The sequence below is a fragment of the Methylomonas sp. 2F7 genome, from assembly GCF_057126975.1.
Genome location: NZ_CP195203.1, coordinates 2,793,892 through 2,818,054, shown reverse-complemented (window position 1 = coordinate 2,818,054; position 24,163 = coordinate 2,793,892). Strand labels below are relative to the sequence as shown.

Annotated in this window: 23 protein-coding genes; 9 read left to right on the top strand and 14 right to left on the bottom strand. The window is 47.6% G+C overall.

Going from position 1 to position 24,163, the window contains the following annotated elements; translation table 11 throughout:
- The first annotated feature begins 216 nt into the window (after positions 1-216).
- From ACR64Q_RS12545 to ACR64Q_RS12525, 5 genes are read left to right on the top strand one after another with little or no spacing between them, the layout of a single operon-like run.
- Positions 217-567, top strand: coding sequence for a HopJ type III effector protein (locus tag ACR64Q_RS12545; RefSeq protein ID WP_026601174.1), 351 nt, complete (start codon positions 217-219; stop codon positions 565-567).
- On the top strand, positions 567-1,628 hold the full coding sequence (locus ACR64Q_RS12540; RefSeq protein WP_026601173.1) for an NAD(P)/FAD-dependent oxidoreductase: 1,062 nt from the start codon (positions 567-569) through the stop codon (positions 1,626-1,628). The genes ACR64Q_RS12545 and ACR64Q_RS12540 overlap by 1 nt, the downstream gene beginning before the upstream one ends.
- On the top strand, positions 1,603-2,190 hold the full coding sequence (mnmM, locus tag ACR64Q_RS12535) for a tRNA 5-(aminomethyl)-2-thiouridylate-methyltransferase MnmM (RefSeq protein ID WP_026601172.1): 588 nt from the start codon (positions 1,603-1,605) through the stop codon (positions 2,188-2,190). The genes ACR64Q_RS12540 and mnmM overlap by 26 nt, the downstream gene beginning before the upstream one ends.
- A gap of 35 nt (positions 2,191-2,225) precedes the next feature.
- Positions 2,226-2,540 (top strand): pyrimidine/purine nucleoside phosphorylase, encoded by a 315-nt coding sequence (gene ppnP / locus ACR64Q_RS12530; RefSeq protein WP_313732294.1) that lies wholly within the window; start codon positions 2,226-2,228, stop codon positions 2,538-2,540.
- Positions 2,541-2,547: 7 nt separating this feature from the next.
- Positions 2,548-3,021, top strand: coding sequence for a LabA-like NYN domain-containing protein (locus tag ACR64Q_RS12525; RefSeq protein WP_026601170.1), 474 nt, complete (start codon positions 2,548-2,550; stop codon positions 3,019-3,021).
- Positions 3,022-3,040: 19 nt separating this feature from the next.
- Here the strand turns inward: ACR64Q_RS12525 and ACR64Q_RS12520 are convergent, their stop codons facing one another.
- On the bottom strand, positions 3,041-3,595 hold the full coding sequence (locus tag ACR64Q_RS12520; RefSeq protein ID WP_026601169.1) for an outer membrane protein assembly factor BamE: 555 nt from the start codon (positions 3,593-3,595) through the stop codon (positions 3,041-3,043).
- A 116-nt stretch (positions 3,596-3,711) separates the two neighbouring features.
- On the opposite strand from ACR64Q_RS12520, the gene fur reads away from it, so the two are divergent.
- Genes fur through lolD form a run of 3 tightly spaced genes read left to right on the top strand, consistent with a single transcriptional unit; the run spans position 3,712 to position 6,075 of the window.
- A complete protein-coding gene (gene fur / locus ACR64Q_RS12515) occupies positions 3,712-4,134 on the top strand; it encodes a ferric iron uptake transcriptional regulator (RefSeq protein ID WP_036276943.1) in 423 nt (140 codons plus the stop codon).
- 2 nt (positions 4,135-4,136) lie between these two features.
- Entirely contained in the window at positions 4,137-5,384 is a 1,248-nt protein-coding gene (locus ACR64Q_RS12510; RefSeq protein WP_026601167.1) for a lipoprotein-releasing ABC transporter permease subunit, read from the top strand.
- Complete coding sequence (lolD, locus tag ACR64Q_RS12505) at positions 5,377-6,075, top strand: lipoprotein-releasing ABC transporter ATP-binding protein LolD (RefSeq protein WP_026601166.1); 699 nt, start codon at positions 5,377-5,379, stop codon at positions 6,073-6,075. The genes ACR64Q_RS12510 and lolD overlap by 8 nt, the downstream gene beginning before the upstream one ends.
- Positions 6,076-6,554: 479 nt before the next feature.
- Here the strand turns inward: lolD and ACR64Q_RS12500 are convergent, their stop codons facing one another.
- The 4 genes from ACR64Q_RS12500 to ACR64Q_RS12485 all read right to left on the bottom strand — a co-directional run bounded on the left by ACR64Q_RS12500 (position 6,555) and on the right by ACR64Q_RS12485 (position 11,363).
- Positions 6,555-7,274, bottom strand: coding sequence for a hypothetical protein (locus tag ACR64Q_RS12500; protein WP_026601165.1), 720 nt, complete (start codon positions 7,272-7,274; stop codon positions 6,555-6,557).
- A 574-nt stretch (positions 7,275-7,848) separates the two neighbouring features.
- Positions 7,849-9,108: a serine hydroxymethyltransferase gene (glyA, locus tag ACR64Q_RS12495; RefSeq protein ID WP_026601163.1), complete on the bottom strand. Its 1,260-nt coding sequence runs from the start codon at positions 9,106-9,108 to the stop codon at positions 7,849-7,851.
- A 24-nt stretch (positions 9,109-9,132) separates the two neighbouring features.
- Positions 9,133-10,488 carry a glycerate kinase type-2 family protein gene (locus tag ACR64Q_RS12490; protein WP_026601162.1) on the bottom strand — a complete coding sequence of 452 codons (1,356 nt, stop codon included), beginning with the start codon at positions 10,486-10,488 and terminating at the stop codon, positions 9,133-9,135.
- Positions 10,489-10,505: 17 nt separating this feature from the next.
- Positions 10,506-11,363: an NADP-dependent methylenetetrahydromethanopterin/methylenetetrahydrofolate dehydrogenase gene (locus tag ACR64Q_RS12485; protein WP_026601161.1), complete on the bottom strand. Its 858-nt coding sequence runs from the start codon at positions 11,361-11,363 to the stop codon at positions 10,506-10,508.
- Positions 11,364-11,569: 206 nt separating this feature from the next.
- On the opposite strand from ACR64Q_RS12485, the gene ACR64Q_RS12480 reads away from it, so the two are divergent.
- The gene (locus tag ACR64Q_RS12480) at positions 11,570-12,547 is read left to right on the top strand and encodes a malate dehydrogenase (RefSeq protein WP_020482279.1); all 978 of its coding nucleotides are present in this window, start codon (positions 11,570-11,572) and stop codon (positions 12,545-12,547) included.
- 503 nt (positions 12,548-13,050) lie between these two features.
- Here the strand turns inward: ACR64Q_RS12480 and ACR64Q_RS12475 are convergent.
- From ACR64Q_RS12475 to ACR64Q_RS12435, 9 genes are all read right to left on the bottom strand, one after another.
- Positions 13,051-13,923 carry an FAD:protein FMN transferase gene (locus tag ACR64Q_RS12475; protein ID WP_026601160.1) on the bottom strand — a complete coding sequence of 291 codons (873 nt, stop codon included), beginning with the start codon at positions 13,921-13,923 and terminating at the stop codon, positions 13,051-13,053.
- Positions 13,924-14,010: 87 nt separating this feature from the next.
- On the bottom strand, positions 14,011-14,967 hold the full coding sequence (locus ACR64Q_RS12470; RefSeq protein WP_026601159.1) for a glycosyltransferase family 2 protein: 957 nt from the start codon (positions 14,965-14,967) through the stop codon (positions 14,011-14,013).
- Positions 14,968-15,039: 72 nt separating this feature from the next.
- Positions 15,040-16,368 carry a glycosyltransferase family 4 protein gene (locus ACR64Q_RS12465; protein WP_026601158.1) on the bottom strand — a complete coding sequence of 443 codons (1,329 nt, stop codon included), beginning with the start codon at positions 16,366-16,368 and terminating at the stop codon, positions 15,040-15,042.
- Positions 16,365-18,386, bottom strand: a complete 2,022-nt coding sequence (locus ACR64Q_RS12460) for a glycosyltransferase family 2 protein (RefSeq protein WP_026601157.1) — start codon at positions 18,384-18,386, stop codon at positions 16,365-16,367. Before ACR64Q_RS12460 ends, ACR64Q_RS12465 begins: the two co-directional genes overlap by 4 nt.
- 71 nt (positions 18,387-18,457) lie before the next feature.
- Positions 18,458-19,852 carry a glycosyltransferase family 4 protein gene (locus ACR64Q_RS12455; RefSeq protein WP_026601156.1) on the bottom strand — a complete coding sequence of 465 codons (1,395 nt, stop codon included), beginning with the start codon at positions 19,850-19,852 and terminating at the stop codon, positions 18,458-18,460.
- A complete protein-coding gene (locus ACR64Q_RS12450) occupies positions 19,849-20,808 on the bottom strand; it encodes a glycosyltransferase (RefSeq protein ID WP_026601155.1) in 960 nt (319 codons plus the stop codon). The genes ACR64Q_RS12455 and ACR64Q_RS12450 overlap by 4 nt, the downstream gene beginning before the upstream one ends.
- Positions 20,809-20,863: 55 nt before the next feature.
- Entirely contained in the window at positions 20,864-21,889 is a 1,026-nt protein-coding gene (locus ACR64Q_RS12445) for a glycosyltransferase family 2 protein (protein WP_026601154.1), read from the bottom strand.
- Between the two features lie 5 nt (positions 21,890-21,894).
- Positions 21,895-22,896 (bottom strand): class I SAM-dependent methyltransferase, encoded by a 1,002-nt coding sequence (locus ACR64Q_RS12440; protein ID WP_036275630.1) that lies wholly within the window; start codon positions 22,894-22,896, stop codon positions 21,895-21,897.
- A 28-nt stretch (positions 22,897-22,924) separates the two neighbouring features.
- Positions 22,925-24,133 carry an ABC transporter ATP-binding protein gene (locus ACR64Q_RS12435; protein WP_026601152.1) on the bottom strand — a complete coding sequence of 403 codons (1,209 nt, stop codon included), beginning with the start codon at positions 24,131-24,133 and terminating at the stop codon, positions 22,925-22,927.
- Positions 24,134-24,163 lie beyond the last annotated feature (30 nt).

Genomic DNA, 24,163 nt, shown 5'->3' with positions numbered 1-24,163 from the left:
GATGTTATTGAGGTTGCAATCCGTACGTTCCGAACCAAACGCCAAAGTAGGGCCGGATTTTAATAACGGAATATAACAATAATAAGACGATCCCAAACGCAGTCGTCGGTGAGAAACACCTAGACATTTCATGCGATTATAACCGGGAATGGCTGTGTTTTGTTCGAATTAGACTGTAATTTAACCAAATATTAATAAAGCTTTCGGAGTAAGGCGATGATGGTGAACGAATTTCTACAACGTGTTAAGTCTGGGCAAGCGGTCCAATTTCAGGAAACCATAGCGGTTATCGCCGAGCATTATCAATACCAACCTACTGAATTCAGTAACGGTTTGCAACAACCTTTGGTCAACGACCCGGGCTGTAACGAGGGCTCTTGCAAGATTTTTGCATTCGCCAAATTGCAACAACTGACTGTCGAACAAACTCTGGCGCTATTCGGCGATTATTATCGCCAAGACGTGTTGGGGAATCCGGCCGGCAACGATCATCAAAATATCAGGCACTTCATGCGCGATGGTTGGGGCGGCATTGTGTTTAAAGGCGAGGCCTTGCAAGCCAAATAATGGCTGTGCAAATCGATGTGTTGCTGGTCGGTCAGGGTTTGGCAGGTAGTTTACTGGCCTGGGAATTATTGCAACGGCAATCGCGCATAGTGGTGGTGGATGACGGAGCCGAAAGCGCCTCGCAAGTCGCAGCCGGTTTAATCAACCCGGTTACCGGCCAGCGCTTGGTCAAGCAGGTGGATGTCGAAACATTGCTACCGGCCGCGCTGCATGCTTATCGGCAACTCGGTACGCAGTTTGGCCAATCCTTTTATCTGCAAATGCCGATGCTGAAAATTCTGCGCAGCGCTAAAGAGCTTGAAATCGCCGAGCGCCGGTTACGTCAGCCGGATTATCGCGACTATTTGACGGGATTGGCACACGCTCCCGAACGAATCGACGCGCCGAACGGGGTGTTGCAACAGCGGCAAACCGGCTATTTACGGACTGAAGCATTGTTGAGTCAGCTGCGCGATTTTTTTTCGAACAAAAACTGTTATCGGCGCAATAGCCTGCATTACAGCGATATTCACCTTGAACCGACTTTGCGGTGGCAGGGTATCTATCCGCGGCACATCGTGTTCTGCGAAGGCTATCAGTCGGTTAGCAATCCATGGTTCAAGTATTTGCCTTTCCAATTGGCAAAAGGCGAAATACTCGGTTGTGAGAGCAGGCAAGATATTCAGCAACAGATTTTGAATTACGGGCATTGGCTGATTCCATTGGGGGCCGGGCGCTTTAAGACCGGCGCCACTTTCGATACCAATCAGCTAGATAATTTGCCGACCCAAGCAGCGAAAACCGCATTATTGGCGAGCTTGCGTGCGGTTTGTCCTCAACAGCGATCCCTTGATGTTTATCAGCATCGGGCCGGAATCCGGCCGGCCACGCAGGATAAACAACCATTTATCGGCACTCATCCTCGACATTCGCAACTGCATATTTTCAATGGTTTTGGCGCCAAGGGCAGTTTGGCTATCCCCTGGTATGCCGCACGGTTTGCCGATTACCTGCAACAGAACGCCGGCTTGCCGCCAGCCTGTAATATACGCCGCTATGATAAATCGCATTTCCCTGCTTGAAATTGCTCACGATATCGTCGGCTCATACCTTGAGCCGGACGACATTGCGCTGGATGCGACGCTGGGCAACGGTCACGATACGGCGTTTTTGGCGCGGAGCGTTGGAATCGGCGGGCATGTGTTTGGCTTCGATATTCAGCCGCAAGCGCTGATCAACAGTTTTCAGCGTTTACTTCAGCATGATTTGCAGCGCCGGGTGACACTGCGTCTCGCCAGCCATGCCGATATGCTGTCCCATGTTCCCGAGCAATGGCATGGCCGGGTCAGGGCGGTGATGTTCAATCTGGGTTATTTGCCCGGTGCCGACAAAACCGTGATTACTCAATTAGAGTCCACGCTGGCCGCCTTGGATGCCGCGTGCGATTTGTTGGCGCCGCGTGCCGTGATCACGGTATTAGCCTATCCCGGTCACGCCGGCGGCGATCTGGAAGCCAAGCAGTTGGCGGCATGGTGCCGGCAGTTGGATGGGGCGTGTTTCAGTTCGGAAGTTGTGCTTAGCAGTCACGACAAGCCCAGCGCGCCCCGGCTTTTTGTTATTCGCAAACAAGCCGATCTGCTATGATTGCGCTCCTTTTTTACTAGTAACAGATGTGCATCATGTCAGAATTCAATAACGTCACCATCGTCAAACAGGCCAATGTCTATTTCGACGGCAAAGTAAACAGCCGCACGATACGTTTTGCCGACGGTTCTTCAAAAACCTTGGGATTCATGCAGCCCGGCGAATATACCTTCAACACGGCTGAGCCCGAGTTGATGGAAATTCTGGCCGGGGAGTTGCAAGTGTTGCTGCCTGGTAACGATGCCTGGCAAACCGTGAAAGGCGGCGAGTCTTTCAATGTACCTGGCAACGCGGCATTCACGATGAAGGTGAGTATTTCCAGCGATTACTGTTGTTCTTTTTTGAAGTAAGCGCTGGATGGAAAAAGTAGCGATTTTTGTCGACGTCCAGAATATTTACTACACCACCCGGCAACGCTACCAGAAACATTTCAATTACAGCGCGTTTTGGCAGCAGGCAACCGCGGGTAAACAGGTTGTCGCTGCCATTGCTTATGCCACTGATCGCGGCGACAGCAAGCAGCAGGGTTTTCAGCAAATCCTGAAAAACATCGGTTTTACCGTCAAACTAAAGCCCTATATCCAGCGCCGCGACGGCACCAGCAAGGGTGATTGGGATGTGGGGATCACGTTGGATGTAATGGATTATGCTGCGCGGGCGGATCGCATTATTCTATTGTCCGGCGACGGCGATTTCGAGTTGCTGTTGCAAAAGGTGCGCAACGATTTTGGCACTGCCAGCGATGTTTACGGGATTCATAGTTTAACCGCACCGGCCTTGATTCAGGCAGCCGACAATTTTATCGCGATAGCCGGCGCACTATTGCTGTAAAGCGTTTCCAACGGATCACCTATTTTTTGTCGGGGTCTTCTTCCACCAATTCTTTGCCTTTCTCTGCGGAACTGGCGGCTTCTTTGGGCTCGGTAGCGTTTTGATTGTTTCTACGAGCAAAGGTATCGGGTTCGTCGCTGCCGAACAAGCCGCTGATTTTTTCCCACATCGAGCGTTCCAGATCGCGTTTTGGTACATCGACACTGGTTTCCGTGGATTCTTTGACGACCGGCATCGAACTGGGCCTGAAATCGCCTTGCACACCCATCAAATTGTCGCCATTGAAAAATAAGGACACCCGTTTTTGTACCCGGTCTTCGCCGCCCGGTTGTTCGGAATATAAATAGTCCCAGCGTTTTTCGTGGAAGGCATCGGATAGCATTGGCGAACCCATAATGTAGAGCACCTGGCGTTTAGTCATATTCGGCCGGAGCTGATTGATCATGCTTTGATCGATGATATTGCCTTGCTCAATATCCAGCGTGTACACGCCGGGTAAGTTGGTGAGGATGGTACTGCAAGCGCTAATCGATAAACTGGTGACGGCCGCTAGCAAAAAAGTCGATTTTTTCATGAGGAGTGAATGGAGTCTGACGACAAACGATGGGCCATTATCCCATAATTCTGTCAGCGGCTCGGCGCAAAAAACGATACAATGTTGCGGATTATCGGTTTAAAGGAGGCGGGCTTGTGGAAACTCAGGATTTGCGTAATGCGGGCTTAAAGGTGACCTTGCCCAGAATCAAAATTCTGGAGATTCTGGAAAAACAGCAGGATGACAGACATTTGTCGGCCGAAAAGGTGTACAAAATCTTGCTAGCTGAAGGCGAAGAAATCGGCTTGGCGACCGTCTATCGTGTGCTGACTCAGTTTGAAGCTGCTGGCTTGGTAAATCGTCACCATTTTGAGGGCGGCAACTCGATATTCGAACTGAATAGCGGCGGTCACCACGATCATGTAGTCTGCATGAAGTGTGGAAAAGTCGACGAATTTACCGATGACGTCATAGAAAAGCGCCAATCGGAAATTGCCCTGAGACTGGGTTACACGCTTACCGATCACAGTCTATATCTTTACGGCTACTGCGCCGCTTGTAAACCCCCAAAAGCCTGAGCATGTTTAAACCTCTCATCCTGTATATCGGGTTACGCTATACCCGCGCCAAAAAACGCACTCAATTTATCTCGTTCATCACCTTAACCTCCGTGCTTGGTATCGCCCTGGGTGTAACCGCCTTGATTACCGTGCTGTCGGTGATGAACGGTTTCGAAGCGGAATTGCGCGAACGCATTCTCGGTATGACCGCCCACAGCACCATTACGGGCCGCTACGGTCAGCTCGACGATTGGCAAGCCTTGGAGCAGCGTACGCGCAGCATGCCGCATGTAGAGGGCGCGGCACCGTTTATTCACGGTCAAGTCATGGTCAATGCCGACCGCCAAGTCAGCGGCACGTTGCTGCAAGGCGTGCTGCCCGAATACGAAGCCAAAGTATCGGAAGTCGCCAACAAAATGATGTTCGGTAGTTTGAACGATTTGGTCCCGGGCGAATTCGGCATTGTCTTGGGTGCCGAGTTGGCCAGTTACTTGGGCGTCATGATGGGCGATAAAGTCACCATCATCACCCCGCAAATTAACTCCACGCCTGCTGGTATCATGCCGCGCATGAAACGCTTCACCGTGGTGGGCGTGTTCAAAGTTGGCATGTACGAATACGACCGCAACATGGCGCTGATGCATCTCGATGATGCCGGCAAATTGTTCCGCTTGGAGCAAGCCGTATCCGGTTTGCGTTTGAAGCTTGATGATTTATTCAACGCCCCGCGCATCACGCAAGGCTTGGCTGACACGCTGGGTGATGAGTTTCGGGTTAGCGACTGGACCAAGGCTCACAGTAATTTTTTCCGCGCCGTGCAAACCGAAAAGCGGGCGATGTTCATCATCTTGTTGCTGATCGTCGCGGTGGCGGCGTTTAACATCGTTTCCACGCTGGTAATGGTGGTCACCGACAAGCGCGGTGACATCGCCATTCTGAAAACTCAGGGTTTATCCAACGGTTCGGTCATGGGCATTTTTATTGTTCTGGGCTGCATCATCGGCAGCATAGGCACCTTACTTGGTACGGTTGGCGGCGTGTTGCTGGCTTTGAATGTGGAAACCATCGTGCCGGCCATCGAAAAAGCCTTTGGCGTGCAGTTTATGGCAGCCGATGTGTATTACATCAGCGAAGTGCCGTCAAAACTGATTTGGACCGATGTGTACTGGATAGCCTGTGTGGCGTTTTTACTGTCCTTGCTGGCGACACTGTATCCAGCTTGGCAGGCGGCGCGTATCAATCCGGCCGAGGTGTTGCGTTATGAATAATGCCATCGTCTTGCAATGCCAGCAGTTAACCAAGCGTTACGCGCAGGGTGACCTTAACGTCGAAGTGTTGCGGGGCGTCGATCTGGCGATTCAAGCCGGTCAACGCGTCGCCATTATGGGCGCGTCCGGTTCCGGGAAAAGCACCTTGCTGCATCTGTTAGGCGGTCTGGAAAAACCCAGCTCCGGCTCGGTGATGCTGGATGGCGCCGATTTGCATAAGATTAGCGCCGGCAAACTCAGCCAACTACGCAATCGCTCACTGGGTTTTATCTACCAATTTCATCATCTGCTGGGCGAATTTACCATTCTGGAAAACGTCGCCATGCCGCTGTTGATCGGCAATCAATCGATCAAGCAAGCCCAGCAACAAGCCGCCGAATTGCTCAAACGCGTCGGCCTGGGACACCGCATGCTGCATAAGCCCGGCGAATTGTCCGGCGGTGAACGGCAGCGTGCAGCCGTGGCTCGGGCTTTGATCAATCAGCCCAAGTGTGTTTTGGCCGACGAGCCGACCGGTAATTTGGACAGCAAAACTGCCGAGCAGATTTATCAGCTGATGCTGGAGTTAAACCAGGAATTGCAGGTGAGCTTTTTGGTGGTGACGCATGATCCGGATTTGGCGGCAAGGATGGATCGGGTGTTGTATATGGAGGATGGGGTGATTGTGCCGGAGCGGGTGCATCATTCTTGATAATGCAGGTCGTCGGGGTTATGTGTCGCTAACGCGAAGGTTTTTTGAATGTCGGGTCTCGGCCCGACAGCCGAGTAACTTTTCTTTGTTTGGCCAAAGAAAAGTCACCAAAAGAAACGCCACCCGGATGCCGCTTTGATCCTGCGCTCCGGAGCTTTTATCGAGGGTCGGCAGAAGGGGCTTCCCAGCCCCTCTGCCGACGCACCGCATCCATGCGGTGCCCCTTCGGGCTGATCTCGATAAAAGCTCCGGTGCTCGGCGCGGCATACGGGAGCTCCCCCCCCCCCCCCCGCCAAATCCGCGGCTTATTATTTACGAAGCTTGGTAGGGCGTATAAGCGATAGCGTAATGCGCCGAATGATTAAAGGCCAACATACGGCGCAATACGGCTACGCCTATTTGACGCCCTACCAATTTCAACTTACGGCGTTGCTGATTGAGCCATAGGCTTCGCTTCTTACCTGACGGGTCACTGAGAACTATCTGTTCAAATTTGTATCTTTGTTCATCTGCTCTTCGGCTGCCGCATAAAGTTTTTGAAAAACTTTGTTTAACGCCTCTAACCGAGCTTCGTTCTGCCCGGTGTTCCGGTTCGCGTACATATATGGGCGAATTGCTTTGTACTCGCCACTATCTTGCGCAAATCCGTATAAATAGCCATTGTTGATGTCCAAAAGGGACGCCTCGTATATGGAATACGAGTCTCGGTGATGTCCCGGAGCCAGCCACATTCCGACGATGGATATATTCAATACGCTTAATGGGTTTACGTATGAATCAGTATCCGTATTATCGTTAATAAACAAGACGGCATCGGCTCCCATTCTTGCGCCGGCTAGGCGAGATTCGTTGGAGAAGCATCCGCCTTCGCTTTGATAGCCGCAATTTGATATTAAGGAATGAGGGACGATTTCAAAGCTTTTAACAAAGCCTAAAGTCTTAAATTTTTCGCCCCACGACTTTATAGCCTCTTGCTCCTCTTTTGAAATTTCCGATCTACGGCGGTTTGCTGGTACTACGGCGATTTTTAATGGGACAGTTGCCTGTGGGCGCAAACTCCTAATCTCTTCCACAGTTTTTGCGGTGGAAAACTGAGTTTTCGGAACATCTACAATCGATTGTTCCAGGCGAGGGCGCATATCGGTTGCGGAACAAGCTGTAACAAGTGCAGTTAATGTAAAAACCAAGGCCTTTTTCATAATTCCTCCATAAACAACGTTGCAGCTTGAGAGCTTGTAGATACCGATTAGCACAGCGTAATCGGGCGTATGTTCAAACTAAATCTCTCGTTCCTCCGAATACGCTTCACTATTCGGAGCTACATCAAAATTCTGAACAATCCCCCAAAATCTTTCACAGTCGGGACGGTGTTGATTCCCCTATGCGGCGCCGAGCACCGGAGCTTTTGGACGGACAAATCGGCAGGATAGCCGATTTGCATGCGCAGCACCCGAAGGGCGAGGTACATGGATGTACCGAGTGAGCAGCCCGCTAGGGGCGATGCAGGGATGCATCGCGTTGCCGAAGGGGCAGGGAGCCCCTTTCGGCGACCCCGTTCAAAAGCTTCGGAGCGCAGGAAACAAGCGGCATTCGGGTGTCTTTTCTTTTGGATACTTTTCTTTGGACAAGCACAAATTCGTACGGAACGAATTTGAACAGCCGGCAGGCTGGCCCGCAGGGCGAAAACCAAGGATGGTTTTCGTAGCGAAAGTATCTCTGCTGTCGGGCCGAGACCCGACTTAAAAACACCTGTCGCGATAGCGACACATAATCTTACCCAGCCGAATAAACCGGAAACCTAGCACACAACAAATGCACTTTCTCCCTAACCGCATCAATCACACTCTCATCCTCCAGATTATCCATCACATCGCACATCCATTCCGCCACTTGGCGAACTTCGTCTTCCTTGAAGCCGCGCGAGGTGGGGGCAGGGGTGCCAACGCGGATGCCACTGGTGACGAAAGGCGATTGCGGGTCGTTGGGAACGGCGTTTTTGTTGACGGTGATGTGCGCTCGGCCCAAGGCGGCGTCGGCGGCCTTGCCGGTGATGCCTTTGGGGATTAATGACACCAGCATCAAATGGTTGTCGGTGCCGCCGGAGACCACGTCAAAGCCGCGTTTGACAAACACTTCGGCCATGGCTCGGGCGTTTTTCACCACTTGTTGTTGGTAGGTTTTAAATTCCGGAGTCAGGGCTTCTTTAAACGCTACGGCCTTGGCGGCGATGACGTGCATCAGCGGTCCACCTTGAATGCCGGGAAAAATGTTGGAGTTGATCTTTTTTTCCAGGTCTGGATTGCTTTTGCACAAAATCAAGCCGCCGCGAGGGCCGCGCAGGGATTTGTGGGTGGTGCTGGTGACCACGTCGGCAATTGGCAGGGGGTTGGGGTACAAACCAGCGGCAACCAAGCCGGCGACATGGGCCATGTCCACCACCAGATAAGCGCCTACCTTATCGGCGATGTCGCGGAAGCGTTGCCAGTCCCAAATGCGCGAATACGCCGAGAACCCTGCGATGATGAGTTTGGGTTTGTGCTCCAAAGCCAGTGCTTCGACTTGCTCGTAATCGATTTCGCCGGTGTCTTTGTTCAAGCCGTACTGGATGGCGTTGTAGATTTTGCCGGAAAAGTTGGGTTTCGCACCGTGGGTTAAATGGCCTCCGTCGGCGAGGCTCAAGCCCAGGATGGTGTCGCCGGGTTGGATTAGCGACATGAACACCGCCATATTGGCTTGTGAACCGGAATGCGGCTGCACATTGGCAAAATCGGCACCGAACAGTTCTTTGGCGCGATCGATCGCTAATTGCTCGACGATGTCAACATATTCGCAACCGCCGTAATAGCGTTTTTCCGGATAACCTTCCGCGTATTTATTGGTCAGTACGGTGCCCTGCGCTTCCAGAACCCGGGGGCTGGCATAGTTTTCCGAGGCGATCAGTTCGATATGGTCTTCCTGGCGTTGGCGTTCTTGTTCCATCGCTTGAAATAGTTCGTCATCAAAGCCTTTGATGGTCATCGATTCGCTAAACATGGGGTCTCCTAAAGTAAGTTCGGGTTATGCGTTGGGATGCAGCAGCAGAATTTGCAAATCGGCGACATTGGTGCCGGTCGCGCCGCTCAGCAGTAAATCGTTAGCGGCTTTGAGTGCCGGATAGGCGTTATTATCGTTCAGCATGGCGTCTGGGTCGAGAGCCGCGTCACGTATGCGCTGCAAACTGTCGTTATCCACGATGCCGCCGGCGGCATCGGTGGGGCCGTCGCGCCCGTCAGTGCCGCCGCTTAAAAACGTCCACGCGTTATTCAGACCATATTTTTCCGCGGCTAGCGCAAAGGCGAGAGCCATTTCCTGATTGCGACCACCTTTGCCGGTTCCTTTCAAGGTAACGGTGGTTTCGCCGCCGGCGACAAGGGCGGTAGGTTGAGCTATGTCCGCCGAAATGGAAAGTGCGTGCTGCACCAGTTGCTCGGCAACCAAACGCGCTTCGCCGCATAGCTGCTTGCTGTAAATTTGGGTTTGGTAACCTAAGTCGGCTGCGGCATTCGCTGCGGCATCTACGCTGGTGGAATTGCTGCCCACCAAGGTGTGGCTGCTATGTTGGAAGAGCGGGTCACCGCTTTTCGGGGTTTCGATTTGTAAGCCTTGCACGCCTTCGTCTAAATGCTTTTGGACGCTAAGCGGTATTTGCTGCCAAATGCCGAAGGATTTGAGTACCGCGACGGCATCTCCGAAAGTCGTATCATCTGGCACGCTGGGGCCACTGGCAATGGCGCTTAAATCGTTATCCAATACGTCGGATAGAATCAGTGCATGCAAATCGGCGGGTGCGGCAAGTCGGGCAAGGCCGCCGCCTTTGAGCTGGGATAAATGTTTACGGACGCAATTGATTTGGTTGATGGTTGCGCCACAGGCCAGCAATAAACGGGTGGTGGCGATTTTATCCGCCAGATTGATGCCGGCGACCGGGTAGGGCAGCAATGCCGAGCCGCCGCCGGAAATCAGCACTAACACCAGTTCCCCGGATTGCGCACTGCTTAAACGATTAGCGATGGTCTTTGCGGCGTGCAAACCGGCAGCGTCCGGCAGCGGATGGCCGGCACCGAATACCTGGCAATTTTCTACGACATCAATGTTGTCGTAATTAGTCACGACAATGCCTTTAGCGGCAAGCCAAGACTCGGGAATAATCGCTTGCGCCGCATCCGCCATTGCGCAAGCGGCTTTGCCGAATGATATTAGATGAATGCATCGCCAGTCGCCGCTGCGGTAGCCGGTTTGTGGCGAGCCGATATGTAATAGTTCGCTATCGGCGTTCAGAAAGTGTTTGACGGCAATATAGGGGTTGGCCGCCGCCACACCCGCTTGAAAAATGGCGGTTGCGTGTTCGCGTAAACTTGGCTCTCTGGTGGGCATATCGATCCGGCAGGACCTTAAGCCATGGCTTTAGCGAGTGCGAAGATAATTTCCGCGTCGAACACCTGCTTGTTGCTTTCAAATAGTTTGGTGATACAGGCGCGGTGCAAGGCCAGTTTTAACGCGCCGAAGCCGATGGCGCCCCAGACGATTTTGCCGTGCCGCTGTTCGCCGCGATCCAGTACATCCGTACCGCCGATTCCGACCGGCGGCGTGGCGTTGGCGTCTGCCATCAATTGCAGATGCGGATTGTTTTGCCAATGTTCCGGCTTTAATAATTGGACGCCGGCAGCACCGGTAGCTAACACGATGTTGGCGTCTTGGATAGCGGCGGCGCGACTGTCGTAATCGGCTGCTTCTACCGGTGTTAGATCTACGCCGAAACGCTCCTTCATCGCGAAGCAGGCTTTTTCCGCGTTAAATATGTGTCGGGACGTGATACTGACTTGCGCGCCTTCCAGTGCCATCATCGCGGCCGCGCGTTGCCCGACCGGGCCGGTGCCGGCCAGAACCACGGCTTTTTTGCCGGCCAGGCTAGCGCTGCTGCCCAGTTTGGCAACGGCGGCGGCGGCTGTGGTATTGCTGCCGTTACTGTCCAGCATCACTGAGACTTGGAAGCCGGGAAAAAAATGCTTCTGCACCGCTATCAGTAAGCGCTGGCCAGCCTCGATATTGCTGCCGCCGATAAAAATCGCAGTATTTTTTTTGTCCTTGGGTGCGCGAGTAAAGATCGTGCCGTCAACCAGGCCACCGACGTTATCGGGGGTAATGTTGCCGTAACCAATGACATGGTCCGCGCCGCCGTCGTAAGCGACTACGGTATCGAAAGCCGAGGGATGGGTATCGGTGTCGAACTGGAATAACAATTTTTTCATTAAGCTACCTGATATAAAAATGGTGGCCTGGTGGGAGAAGGTTAGCCGACGGCATTATACAGAATAATATTTACCTCGCCGCAGAATCCAAACCGGTTTTGGCAAGCTGGAATTAGTGATTGTTTGCTCAAAAACTTTATGTCATATTGGAAAAGCCTGCCGTTGGGTCGGGTGTGGAAGAATCCAATCATTAAAGAGGAACGCAGATGAAAACGCCCGTTGATATTGCTGTAACAGGTGCAGCTGGTCAGATTAGTTATTCCTTGTTATTTCATTTGGCGTCCGGGGAACTGCTGGGACTTGATCAGCCTATCGTGCTGCGTCTGTTGGAAATTCCACCGGCTATGAAGCAGTTACAAGGCGTGGTGATGGAATTGAATGACTGTGCGTTTCCGTTGATCAACAAAATCATCATTACCGACGATCCGAAAGTGGCGTTCGATAACGTCGATTATGCATTTTTGGTGGGTGCAAAACCGCGCGGACCAGGGATGTTGCGTAGCGATTTGTTATTGGATAACGCGCAGATTTTTATCACCCAAGGCCGGGCGCTGAATGAGGTAGCCAGCCGGAATGTCAAGGTGTTAGTGACCGGCAATCCGGCTAATACCAATGCGCTGATTGCCATCAACAATGCACCGGATTTAGCGCCGGAGTGTTTTACGGCGATGACCATGCTCGATCATAAACGCGCGATAAGCCAGGTGGCCGAGAAATGCGGGGTGCTGAGCAGGGACGTAAAAAATGTGGCGGTTTGGGGTAACCATTCCTGCACTCAATATCCTGATTTACATCATGCCAAAGTCAAGGGCATGGATGTGTTGTCTTTGGTTGAGCAATCCTGGTTTGTTGATGAATTTATCCCCACTGTTCAGTACCGAGGTACTGAAATTATCAAGGTACGCGGCCAGTCCAGCGCGGCGTCTGCGGCGCATGCGGCGATTGAGCATATGCGGGTCTGGGCCTTCGGTACCGATCCGGGAGACTGGGTGAGTATGGCGGTGGCATCCGACGGTAGCTATGGCGTTGAGGAAGGATTGGTTTATTCCTTCCCGGTAACGGTGGTGGATGGACAAATCGGCATCGTAAAGGGTTTGGATCTTAACGAGTTCAGCTTGGCAAGATTACGTCAAAACGAAGTAGAGTTAAAAGAAGAACGACAAGCCATCAAACATTTACTCTAATTATCCAAGTGCTGGAGCTCAGCAGCGATTCAGCGCGGCTGGGCTTATCGGGTTCTCCATCTCGCGGTATAGCTAACAACTACCGCGCTATTTTTATTTCTGATTTTTTCTTGTAATTGCGTCGCCAGGTCTCCCGGTTTGCCGATTCATAAGGCGCCGCCATCCGTGGCAGCTTGTTAACGACTGGTAAAAGCACTCTATCCCTCATCCAAAGAAAGGGCATTTTTAGCGCGTTCTTAAAATCTTGAATGGGTTGGGGGCTGTAGTTGATACCCCGCAAATTGCTTGGATGGGGCAGGCAACAAAATAGTGCTTTATTTTTTAGATAAAGCAATAGATGTGCCAATAATCAATCCACATTCGGCGGGGCCTGTCGAGGGTATGAGTAATGCCTAAGTACCGGTTTTGCGGCTTATGCCGCAATGGCAGGGGATATGCCGTATTTTTTGGCGCATTCAGTTTGCGCCACATCGGTAACGGGAAAAAATTCGGCGTGTTGCTGTCTAGATGCGATTGGCTAACGAGCCTCCGGAATTGCCGTGTACGTCTATCCACAAGTACGGCAATTCCAACTGTTCCAGCCAGCTTGGGCCTTGTTCTTCCTTGAGCATGGCGATGGTTGACGCGCTGCCGGCCACTACGCAGAATTCGCCGACGACGCTGACAGATGCCAAATGCCGAACCGGCCAGCCTGTTTTGGGATTAAGAATGTGTCCGTAGCGCTGGCCGTTGACGATAATGCAACGCTCATAGTCCCCACTGCTGGCGACTGCGCCGTTATGTAGTGCCAAAGTACTTGCTAATGCCTGCCTTTGGCGGGGGTGATGGATGCCCACTTGCCAGGCCGCGCCATCCGGTCTTGGGCCTATCAGTTTGATGTCGCCGCCCAGGTTGATAAGGCCGTGGCGAGCGCCGGCATTCTGCGCAATTACCGCAGCCCTGTCTACGGCATATTCTTTGACGATACCGCCAAAATCCAGCTCCATGCCGGCCAGCGGAAACTCCAATAGCGGTGCCTGCCAGCGTAGCTTGTGCCATCCGACTTTTTTCAATAGTGTTTTAATCAGTTGTTCATCCGGCAACTGGCCGGACTCGAAACGCCAAGCCTGCCGTAAAATTCCGGAAGTGATGTCGAACAGGCCGTCGCTTTGTTGATAACAGGTTGCGGCATAATTCAGTAATCCAGCAGTTTCGGCATCGACTGTAATGTGACCGCCTTTGGCTGCCGCCTTATTAATCCTTGATAGCAGACTGTCGGGTTTATAGCGGGAATACAAGCCCTCTAAGCGTTGCACGTCGGCTATTACGATATCGGCAATACGCTTGGCCTGTTTATGCTCAGCGGAAATCAATTGGATCTCGCATTGGGTACCCATAGCCTGGAATGGGAAGCGAAATAAGGATGTTGGGCTCAAGATTAATCTTTGTCGGCTTGAAAGTTATCAACGCTGGCTAATGGGATCTTAACTCCGTATTTTTTTTATTAGAGCCCGGTAAAGCGTTAGAGGCAGTAAGCTGGGTAGAATATATTTTAAGTCGTTCGTACCAAAATACCCCATCCCCAAGGCTTTTCTAAATAAATGATGCGCGCTAGGTAAATCGTTTTTCCAATAAAACTCATAAGCTCTTTGCAATAACTGGCCTTTTGTCAAAAGATCGGTTTTAGCTTTACCCAGGGTTTGCGATATTTCTGGAAAGTCGTGCAGTAAGCCTTTTTGTACGCCCCAATGATTTAGTATTGCCCTAAGTCTGTTGCTGGAAATTTGTTCGCCTTGTTGATGATGATAATAAGCCAGTACTTCAGGAACGCGGACAATATTGGCGAACATTGCAATCCTAATCCACATATCGAAATCTTCCGCGGTTAGCCAGTGTTCGTTAAAACCTCCAACTTGATCGATGGCAAATTTGCGCGTCAACGCGGCGTGAATTGGCCAAGGGCAACTGTGCAACAAAACGGCAAACTTATCATTTTCTTCATAATCAGGCGGAATATAAGGTTGGCATTGTTCGGCATTGAGCCCAATATTTTGCCAGCCGCAGTATGCCAGCACGCAATTCGGATTCTCTTTAAGTTTATGATGAAGCTTTGCCAGAAACTCAGGGTGCCAACTGTCGTCGGAGTCCAGAAAGGCGATGAATTCTCCTGATGCGGCTCCTAATCCTCTATTGCGGGCAGGACCGGGGCCTTTATTCTGTTGGGAAATAATTTTTATATTTTTATATAGCTCTGTTATTTTCTGCAAAACCTCTAGCGAGTTATCCAAGGAGCCGTCGTCAACCACTACCAATTCAAAATTGTCGAAAGTTTGTTGATACAGATTGGCGATGGTTTTTTCAATGATATGTGCCGAGTTATAGCAAGGCATAATCACGGAAATGAGTGGTTTAGCTTGAGATATATCAGTAGTTTGTCGCATGCTGGATTCGCCTGAATCAGGCAGTTGATTGTGCGAAATTCATTTTAAATGAAATTGTGGCAATTCGAGCTTTTATTGGAATATTGCCTTTAGCTGTTGGCGCCATTCCCAGAGAATGCCTTTTATGCGTTGATTTAAGGTTTGCTGTTCAAAGCCTAGCAAACGCAGATGGGCATTATTGATTTGTCCCAATAATCCCGATAGCAGATCAAGTTCTTGATCAGAAATCGCCGCTGGGCCGTATGCCAACGCAGCGTTGGCGATGCTCAGAAATTGCTTGGCGTATTCGTGGCTGGAAAATTTGTCAGCCACAGAGATGCAGGCGTTGGCGGTGAGTTTTCGAGAGAATTTCGGGTCGTCCAGCAGGTGCAAAATGGCTGTGGCGGCGGAACTTTCATCCCCCGGTTCTACCAAAATGCCGTCGTGTCCGTTAACGATGCATTCGCGCAGTCCGGAACACGCCATCGCTACGGGTGGCGTACCCAAAGCCATTGCCTCCAGCGCGGCAATGCCCTGGCCTTCAAAAATTGCCGTGGAGAGAAATATAGAGCTTTGTGCCAGCAGGGCGGCAATGTCATCTCGCGGTCCGAGTATAAATAACTTGTTGTTTAATTGGCCACGTTCTAATTCGTCTTCCAACAAGCGGACAGCCTCCGTCTCCTGTTTTGGGCCGGCGATAACGAAATAGCACTCGGATTTAAGCGGAACGATCTTGGCGGCTACTCTGGCAAAGGCCGCAAAATCCTTTTGCGCGGAGATGCGACCCACGCCGATTACCAATTTTGCATCTGCGGAAAGTCCCAATTCCGCGCGAATATCGGTTGAAGATGCCTTGGCAGAACTACGCAATTCTTCAATGTCGATGCCGTTGTAGAGGGTATTTATTCTGTCTGGCGGCAAATGTTCCGATAGCGATTTACCAACGTCCGCGGATACGCCGATGATGCGGCTGCTCAATTGTTTTAATAGGTGAATATAGCCGCCGACGCCAACGCTGGATTCATAACGGGACAAGTCTTCCGCAAATGGAGCATGAATATGCCAAATGGCAGGAATTCTTTGACGCGCGGCGGCAATACCGGCATGTAGTAAATGACCAGTGTTAATATGAATAATGTCGGGATTTTCCTGGCGTATCAACGTAATTAAACTTTCCAACTGGGAGAAAGAATCTCCGTAAAACTTAAATTGCGCACGCTCTGTTCGGCTTACGCAGCAGGAATATGGGACCAGCCAGTAACGAATCGCTTGAGACTGCAAATATTCAGTGACATTACCAACTTTGGGCACCACCGCGATAGGTTCGACGCCCAGTTTTTTCAATGCAACCATCAATGTACAGGTGGTTTTATCAACCCCGTTTTTTAAATCACTATTATGGAAAATATGTAGAGTTTTCATTTTTTGTGCGGAGAAAAAAAACGAATGACTATGGCCTGATACACACAATAAAATAAAGCCAGCGCTGCATTTAGATAAGCCTTGTTCCGCCAAAAGGTGAGTAAATAAGTTTTCTTGTTGTGTGCGAGTAAGTATCTAAATAATGGTATTCTGATCGCTAAATTGACGCGGTTGAGGTAGAAGCTTTCCAGCGTTGATGCATTGCCTGGGTATACATGTAAATTTTTGTTGAGCCAAGCTGTTGAAAGGGTTTGAGCATAATGCTCAATTTTAGACTTTGACAAATTGTCATGGAATACAAGGTCAGGAAAGTTTGTCATGCCATAATCCAGGTACCAATCGCCAATAGTTTGTTGAAATAAAGGTAATGGGTTGCTATTTAAAGCTATTGCGGGGATGAAATAATTAACAGCTCCATCGATAATATTAAATTCGTTTTTAATGGCTAAATATCTACCCAGTAGTCTGCCGGCCGCTAATCCAATTTCATTTAAATTGCCATTGAAATTATTTAGCAAGCCGCGGTGATGAATGAAATTACTTAGGCGTACGCGATCTTTTCCCAGCAGAGTGCTACGCGTCCACACCGGGCGAAATCGATTGTCCAGGGCCGGCTGGTCATTTTCATCCAATGCGTCGGTAAAATACCGGGTATCCGCCATAAATGAAATACGGGTTTTATGCTGGATTTGGCTATCCAGAGTTTCCAGTAGTACATCCAAATTGAATCTAAAGTTATCTTCCAGATACGCGAAATACGCACCACTAGCCGTGTGTATTGCCGTATGCCAAGCAAGTCCGCCGTCATCGAAAATGCATTCATGCATCGAAAGTAACTGAGCAAAAGGTTTTAGGCTGCAATCGGGGGTGATTGAAACAACAATAATTTCAATCGGAAACTTGGCTTTAGCTTTCAATGTGAGCGCTTGGTGCAGACGCTGATTAAAATCTTCGTTTGCGCTGCTATAAGTGACAAATAGACTTACTGCAATCTGATCGTCGGGGCGGATGGCAAGTTTATCGCAATACAGGGCAGGATCTACCCTCTTGTAACCCCGATATGCGTCCACCAATGTCGCCAGCCAAGGCTTATTGTTGGCGATCAATTGTTCGCGCAAGGATTCACAACATTGATCCGGCTTTTTCAACCACAAGACCAACGCCTTGTTTAAACGATCTTCTTGGGTGTCGTCGGGGAGATTTAGCCAGGTGCGATACAACAAAGACGGTTCGCGCTCGGGCAGTAGTTGTCTGATTCTCTCGTCTTGCCATGTGCCGGTTGGAAAAGACTGAACAATCGATTTTGCTATGGTCTCAGCCCGCTGAGGATCGTTCAATAGCAGTTGTTTAAACCCTGTATCTCGAACATCGGCAACCGAGGCGGCTTGGGCGCATGCTTTGTGGTGCGTGGTGCTGGCCGGATTTAAGCGCCAGATGAACAAAATTTCCGGCAGATTGGCGAACCGGCATCCCGCCAATTGCATGCGCATAAATAAGTCGTAGTCAGGCACCAGGCAACTGCGGTCTACGGAGTATCCGCCCACTTTTTCCAATGCGTGTCGTCTAATCATCGTGGTTGGATGATGCAGCGAAAAAAAAGCGTACATCAACACCGAAATTCTCTCCGAGTCAGTCGGGTGCGTATCGATGCCGATATCTCGACCGTCGGCGTGCAACATTCGCCATTGGCTACCGACCGCGTCGATGTCCGGATGCTGATCGAGGAACTGTTTCTGTAGCTTTAGTCGATCAGGGAGGGAAATATCGTCCGAGTCCATAATGGCGATATATTCGCCCTGGCTTTCGACAATTCCTCTTTGTGTTGCAGCGCCTATGCCGGCATTGACTTGAGTGATGAGTTTGATGCGAGAATCTTGTTGGGCGAGATTTCTCAAAATCTCCGGGCTGCCGTCGGTGCTGCCATCATCGACAATTACCAATTCAAAATCCGTAAAAGATTGCGACAGAATGCTTTGAATAGCCTCGGTTAAATACCGTTCGGTATTGTAAACAGCCATAATCGCGCTGATAACAGGTGAGGGAGCTAAAGATTGTGCCATATTAGCGTTATCACCAACTACCTTTGCCATTATGATCGAGTATTTCCACCAAGAATTTTATAAATATATTTTATAGCTCGGTAGATGGTCGTAACTTGCAATCTATTAAAGAATCCTTCAAGTTCTGAAATCCTATTATTATGGTTATCAAGTTTTAGTGCTAATGAGGCATTTCTGGCAATAAGATGGAAACATAATTCCAAAGCTGGGTTGGTTTTAACTATGTCATGATGTCTTTCTTGTAATTCAGAGTACAGTTCGATAAATTGGTCGATAAATCTATCCCAAGAAAAGTCTTCTTCAACTCGCTTTCTACCAGCAGCTTTTAGATTGTTAGATAGCTCTTCATTTTCTAAAATAGCAATTGCTTTCTGTGCAATTCCTCGATAATCACCAATATCTACTAGAAACCCATTGAAGCCATCAGTAATGACATCTTCCGAGCCACCACATCGTGTGGAAACTGTGGGGCAACGTGCAGCCAATGCTTCAAGACAAATACCCGCCAATCCTTCAAAAATAGACGTGATGAGTATTACGTCCAATTGTGGCAGTAACGCAGGAATATCTTCCCGTTCACCAAGTATATGAAAATGATTGGCACAGGGGGCACTTGAAATCGTCTCCTTTAATTTGGTTGTTAATGCATGATCGTCAGGAGGTCCGATCATTACAAAATGGACGTGCGGGAATTTTTCAGAAATTATTCTGGCTGCGTATAAAAATGTTAAAGGATCTTTTTGCTCGCATATTCTGCCAACAAAACCAACCAAGCGGGAATTTTCCGAAATATTTAATATATCGCGCAAATCGGAGTCTGGGTTTTCTGCAGCTTTACAATCAAAGTCATGGACATTAAGAGCGTTCAAAATGACTCTAGCAGGGAGGTCCTTGCTTTTTTCAAAAAATTTTAAGGTACGACTGCTCACTCCGACCAATGTATCGCATAGATTGGCATAAAGAGATATTACATTCTCGTTCGATAGAGGGAAAGCTTTTAATAGCGTTGGGGTTGTGTCTATATCAAAATTACTATGTACGTGCCATATATGAGGAATATTGGCTTTATGGGCTGCAAGCGCGCCGTCAAACGGATAGACTGTATGGGTGTGAACTATGTCAATATCTTCGTCCTTGATAATCTGCAAAATTTGTTGCGATCTTTCAATGATCCCTGAAAGGTATTGATTAATGCCAAGTTCGTATTCACCCGGAAATAGAACGGCCGGCACAATTCTAGTTTCTATGCCTATGGCATTTAACCGGGTAACTAATTCTCCTTGCTCCGGCAATACAACGATTGATTGTATGCCTTTTGTTCGATAGGAGTCCGTTATCTGCAATAACAAGCGCTCGACGCCCCCCATCACGGTAGCACCATGCTGAATAAACAAAACCTTTTGCACTTGATGCTTGATAATCATTTTGGTGGCGGATTGATTTTGGAAATATACCAACGTAAAGACGATAAAACCTGATTTGGTATGAGGCTCATTAAAAGAGTAAAAATATTCTCAAATTTGAAGGGGGCTTTAACAAAAGCTTTAAACGAATAGGTGCGGGCTTCCTTGTTGTTGTTTTTTCTGATAAATTCAATAGCTATTTCTCGATAAAGCGCCGAAAGTTGATTGTTGACTCTAGTTTTTCCAATTTCTAGATAAATGTCTGGAAAATCCTGCAAAATACCTTCCAAAACCTTTGCCCGTTTTATATCTTGCAAGTGCCACTTATGGCTTTCATTTTCACCATGAAAACGATAAAGAGCGAAAGTTTTATCAAGATAATCTATAGGAAAAAAGCGCGAAAACCTAAGCCAGTAGTCGTAATCGTCAACACCTGGCACTTCCTCTCGTAAAAAACCAACCGTTTCCATGCATTTTCGTTTAAAACAAACAGTCTGAATAGCAATAGCATTCCAAACGAACAAGCGTTCAAAACAATGACCAGATGCATTGGTTTCCCAGGGATAGAGACTTTTATCAAGCGGGGTAAGCTGGTCGTCAATATATTCAATATTGCCGTGGAGGAAAACAGCTTCAGGGTTTTGCTTAAAATAAGTGATTTGGGATTCAAGCTTATCGGTTAGCCATATATCATCTTGGTCAATAAATCCGATGTATTCGCCTTTTGCCTCCCGCAAGGCTAGGTTGCGCGCTCCAGCGACTCCGCTGTTTTTTTGCTGAAAAAAACGAATTCTGTTGTCTTTTTCTGAAAGCTCTTTAATTATACTAGTACTTTCATCGGTAGAACCGTCATCTACGATTAGTAATTCTAAATTAATATGACTCTGCGTTAATATGGAGTGAACTGCGTCACGTATGAATTTTTTTCCGTTGTATACGGGTAAAATAACACTCGCTAATGGACTTTGAGTTTTCATACGAGATTATAATGTCTTGAGGTATTTTTGAAAAAATATTTATATTTTAAAGAGCTTATCTAAGTCGCCACAACACGTTCTTTTCCAACCATTTATATGTCTTCCGACGCCAGAAAAACAAAGTTTTATATAAGTTTGGATGTTGATAAATGAAAAACTCAAGCTCTTTTAATAGGGGGTATGATAAGTCCATTTTAGAGTTAGAGAATTCTTTGGCAAACCATTCCGCTTCGATCATAAGATTGTAAAATTCTTTCCTTAAATTAATTTGAGGTTTGGACTTTTTGGCTTGGTGCCTAAGTCCAGAAAAGTGTTGATTAAATAAAATTTCGTAACGTACGGCTAATCTATCTAGGTACTCCATGATAAATAATTTGTTATCATTGTTCTTTGACGTTGTGCTGTCATTATGTACGCGGAAACTAGCCAATATCTGGGGAACAATAAACAAACCCTCGTTACTAGCAACACGTATCCAGTACTCGTAATCACATAATTGTGCAAGCAATGGATTAAATTTTCCATATTTTGAAAATAAATCTCGATGGAGTAGCGTTGCCGTTGGTTCACCAAAGTAGTTTTTATCCGGATATTCCAATGATGTCTTCCTGATTGTCTCTGGATTTATATATCCGCCGTTTGGGAATATGGATTTAAGATAAGGCAGTTCATTTATAGTCTGTGCAAGGTTAGAGCTATTTTTATCGTAATCATTATATATTACGTCTCTTTGACAAACTATGAATTGATTTGACTTGTTGGCATGCGCCATCATTTTTCCGATACAATCTGGATGAAGTAAATCATCTTGGAATACAAATTTTATCCATTCTCCTTTGGCAATATCGACACATCTATTCCAGTTTCCTACCAGTCCCTGGTTTTTTTCGTTAACATACAAAAATACGCGGGAGTCGATAGCTACAAATTTGTTTACAATGTTGCAAGTACTATCATTAGAGTGATCATCGACAACGATCACTTCAAAGTCCTTATAAGTTTGGGCTAGTACGCTAGATAAAGTTTCTTTTAAATAACGTTCCCCATTGAATGTAGGGATACAAACACTTATTTTTGGCATGCTTTTTAGCGCTTCTTAAAGAAAAAACACATTCTACCTGCTGTGTTATTGGCGTTTATGTTTCTAGCCATATCCTTGAAATCTAATAGCTCCTTTGAAGTGAAAATCGTACTATTACGGTTTGACCAATATGATTTTTTATCTGTCAGAGGTATATCTCGACAGTATTGCTCGCTACCATAAAGTTCAAAGTCAAGACTATCGGATATGGTTTCATATAGCTGTAATCCTGCTTGTGCGCCTAACAATTCAACACTTTTTTTTGAATGAAGGTATAAATGACGAGGAGGATCCATCTCGACCCAGTTGGTCTTATAGTGTTGCCAAGCAAAAGATGATACTGTAGGTATTCTAATTAGAATTACGCCATTCGGAGTAAGTAAATTCGCGGCATGTTCTAACGTCTCTCGCTGATTGGGTATGTGTTCAAGCGAATGATGCATCGTAATCAAATCAAAATAACCTTGAATATCTTTAAGTTCGGTATTTAATATGGTTATTCCATTGAGGTTTATACATTTTTTTATAAAAGGATCTACACCGTAAAGATTTTTAAAGCCCGCAGTGTATAGCATTTCGAGCCATATAGACCAACTGCCACAGCCTACATCTAAGAATCTAGCGTTAAAGTTTGAAATGCCTGAAGTACGTAATATTACAGAAATTGGTAATACTTCGTCTATGCGTAAGTCTGGCATGCTCACAAATTTCGATAATATTTTATTGACTTTATAACCCTTGTCAAATATTGCATTTCTAAATCTTTGTTTTATGAGGAGTCTAATTAATCTGGATTTCTGATTTTTGGGTGAAGTAAAAAAAGAATAATATTCTTCAGGGTAGAATAGACCTAAATTGTCGGGAATGGTAGTTATTTGCAAGCATTTGCAATCTGCGCATTGGAAATATTCAAATTCTTCTCGAGTCCCGAACATCATTTCTCGTCCGATAAAAACCTCATGATTTTCAGTTGAGTTGCATATGCGACAAGAAAGCTTTTTTTTCATTATAAAGGTCTTATGTGATAGTGGATTTTTAAAGTTCCCATGCTGCATCAAGTGCAATAAATCCATCTTTAATGGTTATGGGTACTATGCCTTCTATTTGAAAATGCTTAAGGTTCTCGCCATAAAACACGGTTCTAACACCTTCTCCTGACGTTATACCGAAGCGGATCGAGTACACTCCTGGAAGTAGAGGCACATTTTTAATTTTACATCGGATAATGTGCTGACCCATTTTTAGGTAAGGAATATTTAACTGTTCTTCGCTGTTGTGGGTGGTTAAATAAATAAAGTCTGTTGTATGGAAACCAAAGCCAAAAGTGACATCATAAAGATCATGTAATACGTTAATTGTGAACAGTACGGTATGTGCCTCATTATATATTAATGAATCAGTTATTGAATTGTTGGCATCCACGAAACAAATTTCAGATAATAAAACCTCCCCGCTGCTCTCTATTTGTTTTTTATTTGTATCAATGTTTTCTTTTATTTTTTCATCATTTTTTTGATAAAAGTAGTCGCAAACTTCTTGAGGGTTTCCTTCTTTATCAATTCTGCCGTGGTCCAGCATCAATACTCTATTACACAGTCGTTGGATTTGACGGATGTTGTGTGAGACTAATAAAACTGTTTTTTTCTGACGTTTTATTAAGTCTTCCATTCGATCAAAACACTTCCGTTGAAAGGCTAAGTCACCAACCGCTAGCACCTCATCTACGATTAATATATCTGCATCCATCGTAGTGGCTATCGAAAACCCCAGCTTTACCGTCATCCCGGAGCTATAACGCTTTACCGGTGTATCTATAAACTGTTCCAATTCCGAGAAATCAATGATTTCATCCAATTTCTTTTGGATGATTTTTTTTGGAATGCCTAGGATCGCGCCGTTAAGATAAATATTTTCCCGTCCCGTCAGTTCCGGATTCACGCCTGCACCCACTTCGATCAGAGGAGCCACGCTGCCGCGCACAATGACTTCGCCTTTGGTTGGGTTACTGATATTGGCCAAGTGTTTGAGTAGGGTGCTTTTACCTGCGCCGTTATGGCCGATAATGCCAACGACTTCTCCTTCGTCGATATGAAAATTGATGTCGTCAAGTGCTTTAAAAAGCTCACGTTCTTTAACCGGTTGGAAGGTGATTCTTCTTAAGGCGTTTAAAGCTGTTTCCTTCAAACTGATGAGATGACCGAGTTGATATTCTTTGGTAAGGTGGTTGACTTCTATGATGGCCATATATGTTAATTAATAATGTAATTTTGAAGT